Genomic DNA, 18,716 nt, shown 5'->3' on the forward strand with positions numbered 1-18,716 from the left:
AAATAGAATAATTATTTATTGCACCACTACTACCTGCTCTTCTTTCAGCAATTCCATATTCTTAAACCGCAAAATAATATTACCGGTAGTTACCACATCCTTCTGGCAATAAGTAGCAATGCGTTGCAGGTTCTTTTCATTCCAATATACATCAGCCACCATGCTGCCATCGATATCATCTTTGGGAGAAGGGACACCTAATGCTGCGGCTAATAGTTTTAAAGAAGTATAATTTTTATAATCCCCAAAACGCCAGTATTGAAACGTATCAACAGTATTGGTATCCCATGGTTTCATGTTTTGAAAATCGAGATAAGCAGGAATACGCAACCCATTTATTAAAAGCCTGCGGCAGATAAAAGGAATATCAAACTCTTTGATATTGTGCCCGGCAAAACTCCACTTGTTATTTTTTGCTTCCATCTGATTTACCGTGCTGACAAACTCCTGCAGCAATTTCTTTTCATCATCACCAAAAAAAGATTTTAAACGTAACTGCAATACAGTGCCTTGTTTGGTGAAATAACCTATACTGATACAAACAATTTTTGCAAACTCGGCCATTACACCGGCACGTTGCGGATAAAATTCCGCTGCGGAAGTAAAATCGGGTAAACTTCGTACCGTTTTTTCTTCCCACAATTGCTTCCAATCGTCGCTTAATAAATCAAAAGAAGAGTGCCCAGGTACAGTTTCAATATCTATCAGCAATAGATTTTCCAGTATAATATTTTGCATAGCGGGTGATTATACTATGTAAAATACAAAGCCATTTTTAAAAAACCAAAATCCCAGGGGAAAATTCCGGATTTCAGGTAATCCGTTACCGTTATGGGCAGACGAGATATTCACATGGTCAGACGAGACGTCAGACCATGTGGCGAAGATATTTAAAAGGTAACGCCAACGAAGACCTGTATAGCCTGGTTCTTCCAGGTTTGCTGGTTGTCGATATTGTTGATATCTGACAAACCCAATTTATATCTTGCCCCCATATTAATAAAAGGCAACTGTATCCATAAGCCACCAATGGCACTCCAGTCGGCATTTTTATAAATATTGCCATTGGTTTTCAAACTATCCACTGTTTGCGACAATAATCCACCATAGGCAGGGCCAAACTGCAATTTTACTCTTTTACTAGGGCCAATACTCACATTTAGCAGCACCGGTACTTCCAGGTAATTCAGTTTGGATTTCTTCTGGCTGCCATCCCTGAAAATATCATTGTAAATATCATTAGGGTCGTTGGTAAACTCTGTTGAAGTTTGTACAAAATTCACTTCAGGTTGTATACCAATCCTGCTGGCAAAATTAAATTGCATGAATGCCCCAAGCTGATAATTATAGTTAAACCCACTTTTGTAAGATTGACCGGTGATCTTATTTACATTAACGCCGCCTTTTACACCAAAGCGAAAAAAGTTTTCATGGTCATCGCTCAGTTTATTTCTTTGTGCTGTTGCAGACAAAGTAGAAAAAACAAGTAAAGCTGCCAGTAAGTTTTTCATGTGTTGATTTTTGTAGTAACGCACATACTCAAGCTAACATTATGCCAAAGTAAAATTTTAACACCATTATATAACGCAAGGAAGCCTGCACATGGCAGGCTTCGCTTACATCTATGACCCGTTAAAACTATTTCTGCATTTAGCGCCTTCTCCAATGACCTGGTACCCAAACCCAACCGCCTCTTCTGTGTTTCCAGTGTCCTTCAATCCATATACTGCCACGCCTTGGCGGTGTTGCCCAATACCCTTCTTCATATACATATTGTCCGCCACGCCATACATAATTACCTCCCACCCATACATGCGCAGGCGAAGGTGCCATCGGCCTTGCCCTGAGTACTGGTGCCACAGGGCGTATCTTAACCACAATTTGCGCATCCGCTGCCATAGCAAATGATACTGTTACCATCAATGCCATCATCATTCTTACAAAATATTTTTTCATAAAGATTTGTTTAATACCAGTCAGACTTTACAAATGCACAATGGTTTAAAGGAAATAATTAAAAATAAAAATGGCGGTAACAAATACCGCCATTTACAATCTAAAAGTCTGATAATTATTTTGCTCCCGGTTCGCAATGCGCTCTTAAATAGGCAGTGTATAAAGTTGCCAGGTGCAGCGATGTACCTTCACCTTCAGAAATACTGTGGGTACGATTAGGATAAGGCATAAACTGAAATTGTTTATTGTATTTGATCAGTTCGTTAAGCAGTTGCTCTGCGTTATCGTAATGCACATTATCATCGCCGGTGCCATGAATATACAACAGGTTGCCTTTTAAATTTTTGGCGTGCGTAATGGGCGAACCATTTACAAAATCCTGCATGTTTTCCTGCGGCAATCCCATGTAGCGTTCCTGGTAAATATTATCGTAATTTAACTGGTTGCCTACTGCAGCTACCGAAATACCTGTTTTAAAAATTTCAGGATACTGGAACATTAAATTAAGTGTTGAGGAACCTCCACCGCTCCAACCCCAAACGGCCACACGGTCTTTATCCATATAAGGCCTTGCTTCTAATAATTTTTTCATAGCCATTGCCTGGTCACGAATATTGATAACTCCAATTTTTCTGTAAATAGCTTTGCGCCATTTAGCCCCTTTCAACATTGGTGTACCACGGTTATCAACTGATACCTGTATGTACCCATCGGCCCTGATATCTCCATTGTATAAACCATTGCTGTGCGCTCCATAACTATTCTGCACTGTAGAAGCAGCTGGCTCGCCATACACTTCCATAATAACAGGGTATTTTTTGGACGGATCGAAATTCTTCGGTTTGTTGATCCATGCATCAACCGTTACGTTATCTTCCGTAGTTATCTGCATGTATTCCACATCATTTTCATTATCGGTCTTTATTGTTGCTGCAATACTTTTTGCAGCATTAACAGGTTTGTTATCCGGTAATGTTATCCATTCTCTTACCGGTGGAGTATTATAATTAGAAAAAGAATGGGTGGCAAATTTCCCGTTAGGAGAAATATTGTAACTGTGTGTACCCACTAAATTTTCGGCACTCACTAATTCCGCATCTTCTTTTACTTTTTTAAATTTATCTAAAAGGCCGGCTTTGTTTTCAATACGTATTTTGTATAAATACAATTGTGTGGCATTAGTTGGTGAGGCTGTGAAATAAATCAGGTTATTAGCTTCATCAATACATTTAATACTTTCAATATCATAATTGCCTTTGGTTATTAAAGTTTCGGTTTTACCATCACGACTGATCTTATAAATATGACGCCAGCCATCCTTTTCACTTATCCAGATAAAATCCTGGCCTTTATTAACAAATGAAAAGCCACCCGGCTCTCCAAAAATATCTGCTGAATTTAAATCCACCCAGGCCTCATCATTCTCTGCCCAAAAAGTACGGGCACTACCATCATTGGTATTGCAATACATCAGTTTACTCTCCTGTTGTTTACGATCAAGCTGTTGCACCATCAATTCATTATTGCCGGTCCATTCCATACGGGGCAGATAATGCTGCTGTGGATCGCCTTCAATCTGCATCCAGCGGATTGTTCCTGAATTAACTTCGGCCACACCAATTTTAACTGGTGATGGCGCTTCTCCCACTTTAGGATATTCAACAGGAATTACATGTGAATAATTACTATCAGTAGTATTCAGCATATAATAATCCCTGATCTTTGTCGCATCTACCTGCCAGAAAGCTATCTTAGTTCCGTCGGGGCTCCAGCGAAAACCATCACGGCAACCAAATTCTTCTTCATATACCCAGTCAAATGTGCCGTTGATCAATTTTCTTGTACCGTCAGCGGTTAATCTTTTTATGATGTTAGTAGCTACTTCTTCCACATACAAATTATGTTCGCTTACATAACCCACCTTTTTCCCGTCGGGAGAAAATTTAGCAAACATCAATGATTGACCCGGACGGCCTTTGCCCAATTGTGTCAGTTTATTGGAAGCGATATCAAGAATCCAGTAATCGCCTCTGGTATTTAAACGCCATACTTTTGCCGTATTAGTAAAAATGAGCAGTTTAGAATTATCGCTGCTGAAAGCATAAGATTGCGGAAACAATGCTTTTCCTCCTGTGGGGGTTAATTGTTCTTTTTTAATAAGAACGGTTTCAGCATCGGTTTTGGCATCTACTTTTACAATACTCCCTTCTTTTATTTTGGTATAAGCATTACCATCGGGTGTCCAGTTAACACGGCGCTGGGCAGGTACCAGGTGGACTGCAAAAACAAAAAACAAACTGAGTGCAATAATCCTGAACTTCATATGTATTAATTTAGGCAATAAAAGTAAGCAAATACATTAACCGATAATCACCATTGGTGTAAAAGGATTTAATTTTGGCAAATGGAAAAGGAAAAACTACGTTTAGATAAATATTTATGGGCTATCCGGTTGTTTAAAACCCGTAGCCAGGCGGGAGATGCCTGTGATAATGGAAAGATAAAATGGAATGGCGATAACTGTAAAGCATCCAGGGCTGTAAATGTGAATGATGAGTATGAGGTAAAGACCGAAGCTAAACGCTGGGTAATTAAAGTTACCGGCTTGCTTGACCACCGTGTACAATACAGCGAAGCGATAAAATATTATGCAGATATTACACCTCCCGAAGAACTAGACCGTATTAAATTTCAGGCCGCAGTTTTTCATACCGGTAAACGAATGAGCAAACAAGGACGGCCCACTAAAAAAGATAAGAGAGACCTGGATGATTTTATGACAACGCCACCTGCACTCTGAGTAAATTATTATAAGTTCATTTTCTTTTTTGAACGTTTGGCAGGCTGTTGAATTGAATTGCCTGATAATGGTATCTCCACAATTATTTCGCAACCTTTTCCTGCTGCTGAATTTACAGTGAATTTTCCTGAAAAAGATTCGATCCTTTTTTTAATGTTACTGAGGCCGATACCTTTTTTTACGGTCTTTATATCAAAACCTTTACCATTATCGTTGATACGCATTTTTATTGCATGAGCAGATTGCTTTACTGAAATTTCGATTTCGCTGGCCTCTGCATACTTTACAATATTTTTTATCTGCTCCTGTACTATCCTGTACAAATTGATCTGCACATCACCGCTAACTGTATTGCAGGCGTCATCCATTTCGAATTTTATATTAAACTGGTTGTTTACGTTAAAAGTCTGCAGCAGATTTTCAAAAGCATCTTTTAAAGAAGTATCATCAAAAGCAGCTGGCGCCAGTTTGTGCGATAGTTTTCTCACTTCTTCAATGGCATTAAAAATATGTGTCTTACCCATTTCTACATACTCCAATGTTTTTTTGGTTAAACTTTTACTGCTTTTTACCATACTCAATGCCAATAAAGAACCAGCTAATATCTGGTTCACATTATCGTGTAACTCACCTCCTATAAAACGTCGTTCCTGTTCCTGTGCATCTATAATAGCTTTTGAAATACGTAACTCCTCATCCACATGATAAGTGATATCCTGCATGGCTCCAATCATCCTGCAGGGGTTACCACTTTCGTCAAAGAGTACATAGGCCCTGTCGAAAATATATTTATAAGAGCCATCTGCACAGCGAAACCTGTAAGTGATGTGAAATTTCTGCAATCCTTTTTCAAAAACTTCTTCAATCAATTCTGTTACCTTTTTAAAATCATCCGGATATAATTTTTCATTCCACCAATCTACTACGTTCTCCACTTCAGAAGCACTGTATCCAAACATCTGGGCGATGCCGTCGTTATAATGCATCGTGTTATTTACAATGTCCCAATCCCAGATGGTATCACTGGTAGCTCTTGCAAGAATATCGTATCGTTCTACAGCTTTTACAATGGCATCTTCGGCCTTATTGCGAAGCCTTTCTTTTTCAAATATTTCCAGGGCGAAGGATACATCATTAGTGGCTTCTTCCAGCAACGCAATTTCTGCAGCATCAAAAAAATCTTTTACAGCGGTGTAAAAAGAAAAGATCCCGATTACTTTTCCTGAATTTTTTACCGGCAGGATCATAAAGGACTGGTACCCCCGGTTCAACGCTTCTTTTTTCCACGGCATCATTCTTTCATCGCTCTCTATATCATTGCAAACAGTATACTTTCCCTGCAGTAATGCAGTACCAATCGGCCCCCTGCTTTCTGCATCATCACTCACTGATATGGGGCGCATAACGGAAGGATAATCGCAGTCGTCGCCGGCATGCATTACTGGTATTACTGTTTTTGTAGTATCATCAATCATACCTATCCATGCCATTTTAAAACGGCCTTCACCAACTGCAATCTGGCAGGCTTCCCTGAACAAAGTCGTTTCATCTTTGGTACGCACAATCATCTGGTTAACCTGGCTGTTAAAAAAATACAGCCGGTTAGCTTTGATGAGCTTCTGGTCTGCTTTTTTTCGTTCACTGATATCTCTCAGGTTAATTATGATACCGCCTATTGCTGGCTCGTCTGTCATGTTTTTAACTGCACCCTCCAGCCAGATGTAATGCCCATCAAAATGCCTAACTCTTACGGATACCTGTATAGATATCCCCGGGCTTGTAACCGCTGTTGCTATCAATTTGCTAAGTTTTACCCTGTCTTCGGGATGTAAATATTCAGCTATCGCAATTTTCTCATTTTCTTCAAATACACGGCCAGTAATAAGTGCTGTGGAAGCGCTACGGAAGAGCACATTCAGTTTTTCATCTACTAAAAGGATGATGCCTTCATTATTCTCCACTAATGCCCTGAATAGTTTTTCTTTTTTATCCAATGCCTGCGTACGGTCTGCCACTCTTTGCTCCAGTTCATCATTCATCTTCTTTAAAGCTGCGGCTGCTTTTCCCTTCTCTACATTATCGGCTATTACTTTTTGAATAAACACAGCAGATAGTAAAAGAATGACCACTATTATTAACATTAATATCCGGTCTATATTGCGGATACTTTTTTCGTTATCCGCTTTATATGCTCCCTGTAAAATATCTTCTTCACGTTGTATAGTATCAACTAAAGAACGGATATGGTCGGCATATAATTTTCCTTCCCCGCTTTCTGCCATTTCCCGGGCGGCATTCACACCAAAAATTTCGTAGCTGGCTTTAATGCGTTTAAAAAAAGTAATTCTTTTATCAGCATAAAATAAAAGGGAATCAATCCGTATCTTTTGTGCAGGATTATCAATGGCCAATGTTTTTAATAAAGCGATCTCTGTAAAAATTTCTTTTTGAGATCTTTCTACAGGTTTTAAAAAAATACTTTGCTCTGTAATTAAATAAGCTCTTGTACCCGTTTCAATATCTGCAACCAATGACATGATCTTTTCGCAATGCAGTAATTGCTCTTGTGTATGCGCCACACGTAAAGCAGTGTCATTTACCTTTTTGTATTCGTATCCAAAAAAAATAATGATGGTAATAAAAGAAAGTAACAGGAGTGCAATACCTGAGCCTAAGATCTTGTTGGAGTAGAGGTTTAATTTCATAGTTTTATTGGATGATACTGGTTATCCCGAACAGCAAACGGCGACAACCTTAAAATATTAGCAAAAAAAGTGCCGTTTTTTAGATATTTTATAATTATATACCATTAAAAAATGATGTCCTGCTGTCTTAATAAACAGTTTATACTGCAAACCTCGTTAGCCATTTCCTTATTAATTAAAAATGAAGGAGTTGAGATAAGCTTATAAAATTTATAGAAAGAGTAATACTTTTACGAAAAATAAGAACTGATGAAATATATAATTACAATAACGATATTTTTTGTTTGTGCCGTTAGTTCTTATGCCCAGGTAAAAAGCCAGCACCGGCCGCCGGCAAAACACATATCAAAAGATACCGCAGTTATTTTTGATGAAGTTGAAACAGAAGCAGAATTTGCGGGAGGAGATACTGCATGGAGATCATTCTTAATGAATAACCTGGATATTGATAAATTTTCTGACAAGGTAAAATTTCCTGCGAATAAGAAAGTTTTTAAACAAACTGCAATAGTAAAATTTATTGTATGTACAGACGGCAGCCTTTGCAATATCACAACTGAGAACAAAAACAAAGTTAACCCATTGATACAAGCTGAAGTTGAAAGAGTGATGAGACTTTCTCCGAACTGGATTCCTGCTGTACAAGATGGCAGGCCGGTTAAAGCTTACCGCAGGCAACCTATTACTGTTTTAATTGAAAGAGAATAGGATAAAAAAATTATTACTATATCAATTTACTCCAAAGGCTTCGGCAAATCATTCACCGAATAAAACTGATTAATTGTGGTGAAAATTATTTCCTCTTTATTATTATTAACACGATACCTTTTGCTTCCGGTGGCTATATTTTTATCATAGTGAATCTCTTCAATCCAGATGATATTGCTTTTTTGAAGTAATGTTTTTTTAGTTATTTTTTTTGCAGCATCCCTTTCAATTACCAGTGTATATTTCTTAACCTTATTAGATACAGGGTCTGAAATTTTATAATAAAATTTATTCGCAACAGCTTCATCTGCTTTAACAATTATTGTTTCATACCCTTCGGCTCCTTTTTTAAACCCGTCCACTTCATCTGTAAGGAGGGGGTTCATTTTATATTGCCAGTCTTTAACTGCTGAATTATTGTGCCGGGCAATATCAAAAGGCTCTATACTATCTCTATAAAATTTTTCAAGCTGATTGTCATCAATCGCAATTGGGTTACCATAAAAATCAAATTGTATTGTACCATTAATTTTATGATTGTTGCATACCAATTCAATTGCAGCAGTTTTTACGATAGTATCGAGATAATTAATATTTGCTGCATACTTGATACCCACGGCACTTAATTTTTGATAAGCTGTAGCCAGCTGCCTGTAATACTTAGCAGTGGTAGTATCTTCCAGGTATATTTTCTGGTTGAGGTTTTCGTAAGCAATCTCTTGTTGTTTGTCTAATATCATTACAGCATCCAGCCCTTCCTGCTTCGCTTTATTTTTTAATGAAATAATTAATTCATCGTAGCTTGCATTGGCAGTTCCTGTTACTTCCACAATATTTATTTTGTAAAATGGTTTATGCGGAGTTTGATTATTAAGAAAACAATCAACATTTTCCGATGATTGTTTCAATGGAATATCGGTAATTGATTTTGTTTGCCGGGCCGACGAATAAGGCAGGTAATCGGAGCAGGAAAAAAATAATATAGTAAGGAATGGCAGGTAGATTTTTTTACTCATAAGGTTTTTATTTAGTACAGCAATTTAAATGCTAAAAAAGAATTGCCAAACCAATAAATTGTTAAAGATTTGCAGAATGAAAATTGATATTATTTCAGTAGTGCCAGACCTGTTGCAAAGCCCTTTTGCTCACTCTATTTTAAAAAGAGCAAAGGATAAGGGTTTGCTGGAAGTGAATGTGATTAATTTAAGAGACCACACTACATACGCAAGGGCGCAGGTGGATGATTATGCCTTTGGCGGTGGCGCTGGTATGGTGATGATGATTGAACCTTTGGTAAATGCAATTGAAAGTTTACAGGCAACAACAACTTACGATGAAGTAATTTACCTGACACCGGATGGCGAAACATTCAATCAGAAAATGGCGAATGGTTTTTCTTTAAAAAATAATCTATTAATGATCTGCGGCCATTATAAAGGTATTGATCAAAGATTCAGGGATCATTTTGTAACCAGGGAAATTTCTATCGGTGATTATGTTCTAAGCGGCGGAGAAATTGCTGCAGCAGTGTTAGTAGATGCTATCGGCCGTTTAATACCTGGTGTATTAAATGATGAAACATCTGCACTCACCGATTCTTTCCAGGATAATTTATTAGCACCGCCGGTTTATACAAGACCCGAAGAATTTCGTGGCTGGAAAGTACCCGACATTTTATTAAGCGGCAATCATAAACTGATTGAAGAATGGAGAGTAGAGCAAAGTTTACAACGTACTAAGGAAAGAAGGCCGGATATACTGGATTAAAAATAATGCGGAGCCTTTGGCTCCGCATTATTCTATAAATTTAATTTTCTTTACTCTTTCTTTAATCCAATAAGGGGCAATGCTTTTTCTCTTATCAAAGCATTTAATTTTACCAGGTCATCTTCCATAATTTTCTTTAGCGTATTCAATTGTACATCTGCCTGTGCAGCTAATTCTGCATAAGCATCTTTAACCTGTTTTGCAGGTGCTGCATTACCACTGTTGGCAAAACCATACAGGCCGGATATTTTATCATCTAACCGTATAGGAAAATTCAATACATCCTGCCCGCTTTTGGCTTTGGTTTGATGCAATGCCTCTTCCACTGCAGTCATTTGTTTATTGATCGTATCTGCCTGTTGCTTTATTGCTTCGGGCAAATCCTTTCCCTGCTTATCTGTAAAATCGTTGATCTGTTTTCTTACATCACGGATATTTTTTATCGCCTTCTGTATGTCATTGAATTTGTCTCTTACTGTAATTAAAAAATTAAACTGGTCGTCATAATCCTGCGGTGATAATTTATAGGTGGGGTTAGCTTTAAGAACAAAATTCCCTTCTGCAGAATCTTTATCTACTTTAATTTTGAAGGAATAAATTCCCGGTGCCGCTTTAGGGCCCGGCACTGTACCATGCCATAATATTTGCCCGTCAATTTTATCTGCAGGCGGATATAACATATTCCATACAAACCGGTTCATGCCTTTGGTCACTTCTATCTTATCTTCTTTTTCTTTTGCAGCTGTGCCAAAAGTTTTTATTACCTTTTTATTCTTATCAAAAACTTCAATACTTATTTTAGAAGAGTCAGTACTATTTTTTACATAATAGTTGATCACTGCTCCGTTGGGTGGATTCATCCCTGCATTTTTTGCGTTCAGGTTTTGATAGCCATCAAACAAATAAGTATCATTAACGGTAAACACATGCAGGTTTTTATTAGTAATACCTGCAGCTTTCTGTTGTATCACACTCAAATCATCCAACGACCAGAATGCCCTGCCTTGTGTTGCAACTATCAGATCGTTTTCTTTTATAGTAAGATCTGTGATGGGTACCATTGGCAAATTCAATTGAAAAGATTTCCAGTTGGCACCATCATCATAACTGATGTACATGCCGTATTCTGTTCCGCAGTACAACAAACCTTTCACTTTTTTATCGGCACGTAAACATCTTGCAAAGTGATTGCCGCCAATACCATTGGTTATCTTCACCCATGTTTTACCATAATCTTCTGTCTTAAAAATATAAGGCGTAAAATCATCACTCTTATATTTTGTACCCACAAAATAAGCTTTGCCTTTTATAAAAGGATCTGTTTCCACGCAATTCCACATCATCCATTGACCGGCTTCTTTGGGTGTAACATTTTCCCAATGTTGCCCGCCATCTTTGCTTACATTTATTAAGCCATCATCACTACCTGTCCATAACAGATCTTTTTCCAATGCAGATTCTGTTGCCGTAAAAATGGTACAATACACTTCCACGCCGGTATTATCTTTTGTAATAGGTCCGCCGCTGCTGCGTTGCCGTATTTTATCATTAGTGGTAAGATCTCCACCCAATGCCGTCCAGCTGGCGCCTTCATTTTCTGTTGCAAATAACATATTGCCACCGGCATACAATTTTTTAGGATTGTGTGGCGAAAAGAAAATAGGGAAATTCCATTGAAAACGATATTTACTTACATCTGCACCACCGCCAATGGGGTCATCGGGCCAAACACTTACCGCACGGTTTTCTCCTGTTTTATGATCTAACCTGGACAAGTAGCCGCTATAATTACCGCCATAAACCACATCAGGATTTAAAGGATCTGCCACCACATAACCGCTTTCTGCACCGGCTGTTGACTGCCAGTCGTTTTGTGTAATTTCTCCGCCATCACTTCTCGATAAAATCCTGATCGTACTGTTATCCTGTTGTGCACCTAATATCCTGTAAGGAAAATGCGTATCAGTGCTCACCCTGTAAAATTGCGCTGTAGGTTGATTTTCATAAGTGCTGAAATTTTCACCGCCATCAAAACTTACCTGTGCGCCACCATCATCAGCAATAACCATACGGTTGCCATCTTCAGGATCTATCCAAAGGTCATGATGATCTCCATGTGGAGTATTGATGGTTTTATTAAATGTTTTACCGCCATCAGAGCTTTTTAAAAAATTTACATTGAGTGCGTAAACGGTGTTTTCATTTTTAGGATCTACAAATATTTTGCTGTAATACCATGCCCGTTGACGGATGTTGTTATCACTACTTTGCAAGGTCCATGTTTCACCGGCATCAGTACTTACAAATAAACCGCCGTCTTTATTTTCAATGATGGCATAAATTTTATCGGTGTTAGATGGTGCTACAGTTATTCCTGTAATGCCCCATAATCCTTTAGGTAAACCTTTATTAGCAGAAATATTTTTCCATGTTTCTCCACCGTCAATACTCTTCCAGATGCCACCGTCATCGCCACCACTTTCCAAACTGTAGGGTGTACGTTGTATGCGCCATGTGCCAGCATACAAAACCGCAGGGTTACCTGGCTCCATAATTAAATCGCTGCAACCGGTTTGATTATTTACATACAATACTTTCTTCCATGTTTTGCCCCCATCAATAGTTTTAAAAATACCTCTTTCTTCTCCGGCACCAAACAAATGGCCTATCGCAGCCACCCAAACAATGTCAGGATTTTTTGGATGAATTACAATTTTAATAATATGCCTGGTATCTTTTAATCCAATATTTTTCCAGCTTCTGCCGGCATCATCACTACGCCACATACCAAAACCTTCGCTTACATTTCCTCTTAAAGTATTTTCACCTTCGCCCACATACAAAATGGTATTATCGCTTGGTGCAACGGCCACACTGCCAATGCTGCCACCAAAATATTTATCGCTGATATTTTTCCAGTTGCTGCCGCCATCAATGGTTTTCCAAACACCACCGCCGGTTGCACCAAAGTAAAAAGTATTTTTATTTTTTGTATCACCGGTTACAGCACCGCTTCTGCCTCCACGAAAAGGCCCAACCAAACGGTATTTTGTTTTGCTGAATAAAATACTGTCTTCGTTAATTACAGGTGCAGTTTGCTTTTTTTGTGCTGCAGAAAAAAATACAACTATAAAAGTTGTGGCAAGCAGGAGGAGTTGTTTCATGTTTGGTAAATTAGTTTGGTAAGATACACAATCAAATTAAAAGCCCCGCTCGTCAGCAGGGCTTTTTAAGATATGGTGCGATATATTTTATTTAAAAATATTTTCGTCTACTTTAATATTGGTTTCAATTTTATCAAAATCTGTCTGCCCTCTTGAGTTGGTAGTGGTATAAGCAAACCAGTAACCATCCGGTGTTTGTTTATAATTGGTAAAAGTGGTAAAAGCTTCTACTGCTTCGCCATTAACCATTGTTTTTGTGGTTGATTTATACAAACGATCAGTTTTGGTATCTATAAAATAATTGGTCACATTACCATTCTTAAATGTCGCTTTTAATTTGTAACATTCTATTCCATCAGTACTTTCCTTACCTAACAATTCTACTTGTATGCCTTTATCTTTATAATTTACAAAAGTGCCATGGAGGTCCAAAGTATTTTGTAAGGCTTTAACCTGGTCTTCCGGCATGTCTTGTGGTGATGCTTGCCCGAATACCGGCATAAACATAATTCCCTTTGCCGGTGTAATGATCTGGTAGTTTTCTGTACCCATTACCGAAATATCATTCCTGGTGCCCACAGTATGAAGTTTGGTTACGGTAATACTTACATCAGTTCCCTGTACAGTCATAGCACCTTCCATCCTGTAACTGTTGAGCGTTGCTAATTTATCCTTGCCTCCCATGGCGGTAATATTTTTTTCAATTACTTCATCCACAGTTTGTGCCTGTGCAAACTGAGCAAAAACAATTGCCATGATAAAAAGGCCAAAAATTACTATCGGTTTCATTATTAAAAAATTTAGAACTGCAATATAATTAAATTTGCAGTCAGACACTTTTTAAGTGTTCCATTTATCCTGTAACTTATGCCGTTCATCTTTTTAAAATACTACAACCATTAAATAATTATGAATTCTTACAAAATACAAGGCAATATTGTTGATATTTTCCAAAAGAAAATTTTTTACGGGGAAATAACTGTTGCAGAAGGAAAAATATCCTCAATCCAAAACCTCCCCACTATCAACTATCAGCCATCAACTTTCAACTATATTCTTCCAGGTTTTATAGATAGCCATGTGCATATTGAAAGCAGTATGCTGGTGCCATCTGAATTTGCAAAGCTGGCCGTGGTGCATGGCACTGTTGCCACCATCAGCGATCCGCATGAAATTGCCAACGTTTGTGGCATGGCTGGTGTGGAGTTTATGATCGCCAATGGAAAAACAGTACCGTTTAAATTTCATTTTGGTGCACCCAGTTGTGTGCCCGCCACCATTTTTGAAACAGCTGGTGCCGTTTTAGATGTGGCCGATGTTGATACGCTTTTGCAAAGCGATGATATTTTTTATTTAAGTGAGATGATGAATTTTCCGGGAGTTTTACATGCAGATGAAACAGTACTCCAAAAAATTGCGGCATCAAAAAAATACAACAAACCAGTTGATGGCCATGCTCCGGGACTGATGGGTGAACTGGCTAAAAAATATATCGATGCCGGTATCAGTACCGATCATGAATGTTTTACTGCAGCTGAAGCGCTGGATAAATTAAACTACGGCATGAAGATTTTGATTCGTGAAGGTAGCGCTGCAAAAAACTTTGAAGCACTTATTGAACTTATGCATGAACATTATGCGATGATGATGTTTTGCAGTGATGATAAACATCCTGATAGTTTGGTAGCTGGGCATATCAATCAACTGTGTGCAAGGGCTGTTGCAAAAGGTATTGATATATTTAAAGTATTGCAGGCTGCTTGTATCAATCCTGCGTTACATTATAAAATGAAAGTGGGGTTATTGAGAGCCGGTGATGCGGCAGATTTTATTGTAGTGGAAGACCTCGCCAATTTTAAAGTGCTGCAAACTTATATTGATGGTGTGTTAGTTGCTGCAAACGGCGTATCAAAAATCAAGACTGTTGCATCTTCAATAATTAATCAATTCGATTGTGAGCCAATTATAAAAGGAGATCTTTATATACACCGGCCAGCTAAACAGGAAATAGAAGTAATAGAGGCATTGGATGGACAACTGATTACCAATAAATATTTGCAGGATGTGGAATGGCTTGTGGAAGATGATGAATATGAAATGACCAGCAATCCTGAAATTGATGTATTAAAGATAGTTGTTGTTAACCGGTATATTCATTCAAAAGTCGCCATTGCATTTATTAAAAATTTTGGCTTGAAGCAAGGCGCTATTGCTTCATCAGTTGCACATGACAGCCATAATATTGTTGCCGTTGGTACAGACGATGAAAGTTTGATGAAAGCAGTAAATTTAGTAATTGCAGCGCAGGGTGGTGTTAGTGCAGTAAGTAATACCAAAGAAATGGTTTTAGCATTACCCGTTGCCGGTTTAATGAGTAATGATGATGGCTACAAAGTGGCCACTGCTTATACCGCTATTGATAAAATGGTAAAAGAAGAATTGGGTAGTACTTTAACTGCACCGTTTATGACTTTATCTTTTATGGCTTTGCTGGTTATACCGCATTTAAAGTTGAGTGATATGGGATTGTTTGATGGGGATGAATTTAAATTAATCAGTAACAGTTAGTTTGATTGGTTCATGAATGATAGAACTATTATCTGGCCCGGTTGAATAAGCATTTTCAAAAAAGATAATATTGCCTTTCAAAGCCTTTTGAAGAGCATGCTTTAATGGTGGTAAAAAATAAGAACTGTGATTATACAAAGAATCAACCACCACACCGTTTGAAATTCTTTTGAATTGAAAGTGAACAACACTCATCTTCAAAAACGGTACATTTAATTTTACGATCAATGAGTCAAAAGTGAGCAAATGCTTCTTTGAAATGAAGCCTCCTGTAACCGCTGTATCTCCCGAAACATATACAACAGACTCAGAAACCCTTACAATTTCTACCTTCTTTTCAGCAATTACTTTATTGTTATACAAAACCTGAATAGCTGTATTTTTATTTGGAGTTGCACATGCTACAGTATATTGTCCGGATTTTCCGTAAACAGTACCCCCATCTACTTTTATTGATAATTTCTGAACAGGAATTGTAGATGATTGGATGGTTACTTCATTATCTAATCCAATATAAAACAAACTATCCCCTCTTGTGGTAATTTTAATTTGTGCAAATAGATTGCATGATATAAAACACAAAAAGGGAGTATAGTAAATTCTTTTACTCACTCTTCGCTCCCATTACTTTAAGCGCTACACTATCCGTTCCCTTAGGTGCAAAATATTTGGTTTTAAAATCGGTGGATTTACCCGGTGCAATACTTTCAAAAACAGTTTCCGGGTCTTCTTCTAATAAAGTTCCTGTTTTACTATAAAAAGACAACCGTATTTCCACATCTTTAAAAGTAGCTACTTTCCCTGTATTACTTAAAGTGCCTTTTACAACAGTCTGGCCAAGCAGGTTGCGTTTATCGTGGCCGGTAACAGTTAAAAAACGGGTAGGGTTTTTCTTTTCAGTTTCTTCCAGGTTTTCTTTGGTTTGTTCGTATTTGTCTTTTTTGGTATCGTCTTTTTTATCGCTGCTGCTGCAGGCTGTTATGGTTATTGCTGCAATAAATACCAATGCCGGTATACTTTTCATTTGATTTAATTTGATTACAATAAAAATACATTTTTCTGAAATGCTTTGTTAAAAGATTTTTGTTCCATGGTCTGACGTCCCGTCTGACCATGAAACAAAAAAAAATCCCTGAAAGGAAATTTTTTATTTTAGTTTTGTTTGCAACAACATCACCTCAAAGCCCAAACTAACATCATGGTCATCAACTTAAGCGAACAGCATTCTTTAATTAGCAACTGGGTAAGTGAATTACGTAATGTGGAGGTACAGCAGGACCGTATGCGCTTTAGAAGAAACCTGGAACGTATTGCCGAAGTGATAGGCTATGAGATCAGCAAAAAACTGGATTGGGAAGAAAAAGAAATTACTACCCCGCTGGGCACTTCTACCAGCAAAGTACTGAGCAAGCAACCTGTTTTAGCTACCATTTTACGTGCCGGTTTAGCCATGCACAATGGCTTATTAAATTATTTTGATAAAGGGGATAATGCATTTATCAGTGCTTACCGCAAGCACCAGCCCGATGGCAGTTTTGAAATAAGGCTGGAATACATGAGCTGTCCTGATATTGAGGATCGTGTGGTGATCATCAGTGATCCTATGATTGCAACAGGTGCTTCGCTGGTAAAATCCATTCAATTTTTAAAAGAAGAAGGTAATATCAAAGAATTACATATCGTTTGCGCCATTGCCTGCACGGTAGGCATTGAGTACGTAAAAAGAGCTGAACCTAAGGCTATTATCTGGTGCGGCGATATTGATGACGAGATCACGGCTAAAGGATACATTGTTCCCGGCCTGGGAGATGCCGGTGACCTGGCTTTTGGTGCAAAATTACAAAGCTAAGGCAAAGGTTTACAGCTTAGCAGTCAGCTGATTGCGTGATTTTCCAATTTACTGTTTCAACTTTCATCATTTTTGGTGCAGCTTTTTGCAGTAAATCCTTATCTTTAATTTTCTGAATAGTTAACTAAAATGAGAAAATCAATCCTTTTTACCGCTGCCCTGTTATTTTCTGTTATTGTGAATGCGCAGGATCCGCATTTTTCGCAGTTTTTTGCATCTCCGCTTACATTAAATCCTGCTTTTACAGGTAAGTTTAACGGTTTGTGGCGCCTGGCAGCTAATCACAGGGATCAGTGGCCTTCTATTCCTAAAGCGTATGTTACTTCAAGTGCTTCACTTGATTTTCCCATCTTAAAAAACAAAATTGCAGAAAACGATGTTTTCGGTGTGGGTATTTCCGGCCTCTCTGATGCCAGTGCCAATAATATTTTAAAATTGAATTATGGCTCAGTATCTATGAGCTATCATAAATCTTTAGACGAAAACGGTTACAGCACTATTGGTGCCGGTTTTCAGGGCACTTATTCCAGTTTAAGCCTGGACGTTACCAAGCTAACTTTTGAAACCATGCTTACGCAAAATGGTTTTACTGATGAATCTAAAAGGGAAGTATTAACCAATGGCAGCAATCAAAGTTATTTTGATGTGAATGCGGGTGTGTTATACTCCGGTTCAAGTAATGGTATCAACAACTATTATGCTGGTGTTTCTATGTATCATATCAACAGGCCCCAGGTAAGTTTTAAAGATAAAAACTGGTTTTTAAGTGGCCGTATCACTGTGCATGCAGGTGGTTCATTCCCCGTGTCTGATCAGTTAACATTACACACTTCGGTAATTCACCAGATTCAAAATAAAGCCAGCGAAACTACATTAGGCGCTGCTATTGCTGCTAACTTAAACCAGGATGAGGAAAAACCCACCAGCGTTTACCTTGGCAGCTGGATCCGTTTTAATGACGCCGTTGTTCCTTATGTTGGTTTGGAATTTGGAGGGCTTAGAATTGGAGCAAGTTATGATTTAAATATTTCCAGCTTAAAAGCTGCGACCAGTACCCGTGGCGGTTCAGAGATCTCATTGATCTACATCAAACAACCCGCCGAAAACAAAGGTATCCCTTGTCCTAAATTTTAATTGGCAAACACTTTTTTGCTGATTAAGAAACCCTCATAGCAAAAGTATTTTGAAACCGGTTTTGT

16 protein-coding genes are annotated in these 18,716 nt (G+C 38.1%); 6 read left to right on the forward strand and 10 right to left on the reverse strand.

Annotated features, from left to right (window positions below; genetic code table 11):
• Positions 1 to 15: 15 nt before the first annotated feature.
• From ACQ334_RS07580 to ACQ334_RS07595, 4 genes are all read right to left on the reverse strand, one after another.
• Positions 16 to 738 (reverse strand): ribonuclease H-like domain-containing protein, encoded by a 723-nt coding sequence (locus ACQ334_RS07580; RefSeq protein WP_430987581.1) that lies wholly within the window; start codon positions 736 to 738, stop codon positions 16 to 18.
• A gap of 152 nt (positions 739 to 890) precedes the next feature.
• Positions 891 to 1,511, reverse strand: a complete 621-nt coding sequence (locus ACQ334_RS07585; RefSeq protein ID WP_430987582.1) for a porin family protein — start codon at positions 1,509 to 1,511, stop codon at positions 891 to 893.
• 139 nt (positions 1,512 to 1,650) lie between these two features.
• Positions 1,651 to 1,956 (reverse strand): YXWGXW repeat-containing protein, encoded by a 306-nt coding sequence (locus ACQ334_RS07590; RefSeq protein ID WP_430987583.1) that lies wholly within the window; start codon positions 1,954 to 1,956, stop codon positions 1,651 to 1,653.
• 115 nt (positions 1,957 to 2,071) lie between these two features.
• A complete protein-coding gene (locus tag ACQ334_RS07595) occupies positions 2,072 to 4,279 on the reverse strand; it encodes a S9 family peptidase (RefSeq protein ID WP_430987584.1) in 2,208 nt (735 codons plus the stop codon).
• Positions 4,280 to 4,360: 81 nt separating this feature from the next.
• On the opposite strand from ACQ334_RS07595, the gene ACQ334_RS07600 reads away from it, so the two are divergent.
• A complete protein-coding gene (locus ACQ334_RS07600; protein ID WP_430987585.1) occupies positions 4,361 to 4,756 on the forward strand; it encodes an RNA-binding S4 domain-containing protein in 396 nt (131 codons plus the stop codon).
• An 8-nt stretch (positions 4,757 to 4,764) separates the two neighbouring features.
• Here ACQ334_RS07600 and ACQ334_RS07605 read toward each other — a convergent pair whose 3' ends face one another.
• Complete coding sequence (locus ACQ334_RS07605; RefSeq protein WP_430987586.1) at positions 4,765 to 7,461, reverse strand: PAS domain-containing protein; 2,697 nt, start codon at positions 7,459 to 7,461, stop codon at positions 4,765 to 4,767.
• A gap of 249 nt (positions 7,462 to 7,710) precedes the next feature.
• Between ACQ334_RS07605 and ACQ334_RS07610 the strand changes: the two genes are divergently transcribed.
• The gene (locus ACQ334_RS07610) at positions 7,711 to 8,169 is read left to right on the forward strand and encodes an energy transducer TonB (protein WP_430987587.1); all 459 of its coding nucleotides are present in this window, start codon (positions 7,711 to 7,713) and stop codon (positions 8,167 to 8,169) included.
• 26 nt (positions 8,170 to 8,195) lie between these two features.
• Here ACQ334_RS07610 and ACQ334_RS07615 read toward each other — a convergent pair whose 3' ends face one another.
• Positions 8,196 to 9,185 carry a hypothetical protein gene (locus ACQ334_RS07615; protein ID WP_430987588.1) on the reverse strand — a complete coding sequence of 330 codons (990 nt, stop codon included), beginning with the start codon at positions 9,183 to 9,185 and terminating at the stop codon, positions 8,196 to 8,198.
• Positions 9,186 to 9,261: 76 nt separating this feature from the next.
• Here ACQ334_RS07615 and trmD point away from each other — a divergent pair, with 76 nt between their 5' ends.
• Positions 9,262 to 9,936, forward strand: a complete 675-nt coding sequence (gene trmD / locus ACQ334_RS07620; protein ID WP_430987589.1) for a tRNA (guanosine(37)-N1)-methyltransferase TrmD — start codon at positions 9,262 to 9,264, stop codon at positions 9,934 to 9,936.
• 50 nt (positions 9,937 to 9,986) lie between these two features.
• Here trmD and ACQ334_RS07625 read toward each other — a convergent pair whose 3' ends face one another.
• Both ACQ334_RS07625 and ACQ334_RS07630 read right to left on the reverse strand, forming a co-directional pair.
• A complete protein-coding gene (locus ACQ334_RS07625) occupies positions 9,987 to 13,100 on the reverse strand; it encodes a hypothetical protein (protein ID WP_430987590.1) in 3,114 nt (1,037 codons plus the stop codon).
• An 87-nt stretch (positions 13,101 to 13,187) separates the two neighbouring features.
• Positions 13,188 to 13,889 (reverse strand): hypothetical protein, encoded by a 702-nt coding sequence (locus ACQ334_RS07630; protein WP_430987591.1) that lies wholly within the window; start codon positions 13,887 to 13,889, stop codon positions 13,188 to 13,190.
• A 120-nt stretch (positions 13,890 to 14,009) separates the two neighbouring features.
• Here ACQ334_RS07630 and ade point away from each other — a divergent pair, with 120 nt between their 5' ends.
• Positions 14,010 to 15,668 carry an adenine deaminase gene (gene ade / locus ACQ334_RS07635; protein WP_430987592.1) on the forward strand — a complete coding sequence of 553 codons (1,659 nt, stop codon included), beginning with the start codon at positions 14,010 to 14,012 and terminating at the stop codon, positions 15,666 to 15,668.
• Here the strand turns inward: ade and ACQ334_RS07640 are convergent.
• Both ACQ334_RS07640 and ACQ334_RS07645 read right to left on the reverse strand, forming a co-directional pair.
• Complete coding sequence (locus ACQ334_RS07640) at positions 15,651 to 16,250, reverse strand: hypothetical protein (protein ID WP_430987593.1); 600 nt, start codon at positions 16,248 to 16,250, stop codon at positions 15,651 to 15,653. The two genes, ade and ACQ334_RS07640, sit on opposite strands and share 18 nt — an antisense overlap.
• 22 nt (positions 16,251 to 16,272) lie before the next feature.
• The gene (locus tag ACQ334_RS07645) at positions 16,273 to 16,692 is read right to left on the reverse strand and encodes an FxLYD domain-containing protein (RefSeq protein ID WP_430987594.1); all 420 of its coding nucleotides are present in this window, start codon (positions 16,690 to 16,692) and stop codon (positions 16,273 to 16,275) included.
• A 174-nt stretch (positions 16,693 to 16,866) separates the two neighbouring features.
• Here ACQ334_RS07645 and upp point away from each other — a divergent pair, with 174 nt between their 5' ends.
• Together upp and ACQ334_RS07655 are read left to right on the forward strand one after the other, a co-directional pair.
• Positions 16,867 to 17,517: a uracil phosphoribosyltransferase gene (upp, locus tag ACQ334_RS07650; protein WP_430987595.1), complete on the forward strand. Its 651-nt coding sequence runs from the start codon at positions 16,867 to 16,869 to the stop codon at positions 17,515 to 17,517.
• 129 nt (positions 17,518 to 17,646) lie between these two features.
• A complete protein-coding gene (locus ACQ334_RS07655) occupies positions 17,647 to 18,651 on the forward strand; it encodes a PorP/SprF family type IX secretion system membrane protein (protein WP_430987596.1) in 1,005 nt (334 codons plus the stop codon).
• Positions 18,652 to 18,716 lie beyond the last annotated feature (65 nt).

Origin of the sequence: Ferruginibacter sp. SUN106 (assembly GCF_050611765.1) — a bacterium.
Lineage (GTDB): Bacteria > Bacteroidota > Bacteroidia > Chitinophagales > Chitinophagaceae > Ferruginibacter.

Bases quoted from the DNA above. Each gene is read 5' to 3' on its own strand.
- ACQ334_RS07580 (WP_430987581.1), bottom strand. From the start codon at position 738: ATGCAAAATATTATACTGGAAAATCTATTGCTGATAGATATTGAAACT.
- ACQ334_RS07585 (WP_430987582.1), bottom strand. From the start codon at position 1,511: ATGAAAAACTTACTGGCAGCTTTACTTGTTTTTTCTACTTTGTCTGCA.
- ACQ334_RS07590 (WP_430987583.1), bottom strand. From the start codon at position 1,956: ATGAAAAAATATTTTGTAAGAATGATGATGGCATTGATGGTAACAGTA.
- ACQ334_RS07595 (WP_430987584.1), bottom strand. From the start codon at position 4,279: ATGAAGTTCAGGATTATTGCACTCAGTTTGTTTTTTGTTTTTGCAGTC.
- ACQ334_RS07600 (WP_430987585.1), top strand. From the start codon at position 4,361: ATGGAAAAGGAAAAACTACGTTTAGATAAATATTTATGGGCTATCCGG.
- ACQ334_RS07605 (WP_430987586.1), bottom strand. From the start codon at position 7,461: ATGAAATTAAACCTCTACTCCAACAAGATCTTAGGCTCAGGTATTGCA.
- ACQ334_RS07610 (WP_430987587.1), top strand. From the start codon at position 7,711: ATGAAATATATAATTACAATAACGATATTTTTTGTTTGTGCCGTTAGT.
- ACQ334_RS07615 (WP_430987588.1), bottom strand. From the start codon at position 9,185: ATGAGTAAAAAAATCTACCTGCCATTCCTTACTATATTATTTTTTTCC.
- trmD (WP_430987589.1), top strand. From the start codon at position 9,262: ATGAAAATTGATATTATTTCAGTAGTGCCAGACCTGTTGCAAAGCCCT.
- ACQ334_RS07625 (WP_430987590.1), bottom strand. From the start codon at position 13,100: ATGAAACAACTCCTCCTGCTTGCCACAACTTTTATAGTTGTATTTTTT.
- ACQ334_RS07630 (WP_430987591.1), bottom strand. From the start codon at position 13,889: ATGAAACCGATAGTAATTTTTGGCCTTTTTATCATGGCAATTGTTTTT.
- ade (WP_430987592.1), top strand. From the start codon at position 14,010: ATGAATTCTTACAAAATACAAGGCAATATTGTTGATATTTTCCAAAAG.
- ACQ334_RS07645 (WP_430987594.1), bottom strand. From the start codon at position 16,692: ATGAAAAGTATACCGGCATTGGTATTTATTGCAGCAATAACCATAACA.
- upp (WP_430987595.1), top strand. From the start codon at position 16,867: ATGGTCATCAACTTAAGCGAACAGCATTCTTTAATTAGCAACTGGGTA.
- ACQ334_RS07655 (WP_430987596.1), top strand. From the start codon at position 17,647: ATGAGAAAATCAATCCTTTTTACCGCTGCCCTGTTATTTTCTGTTATT.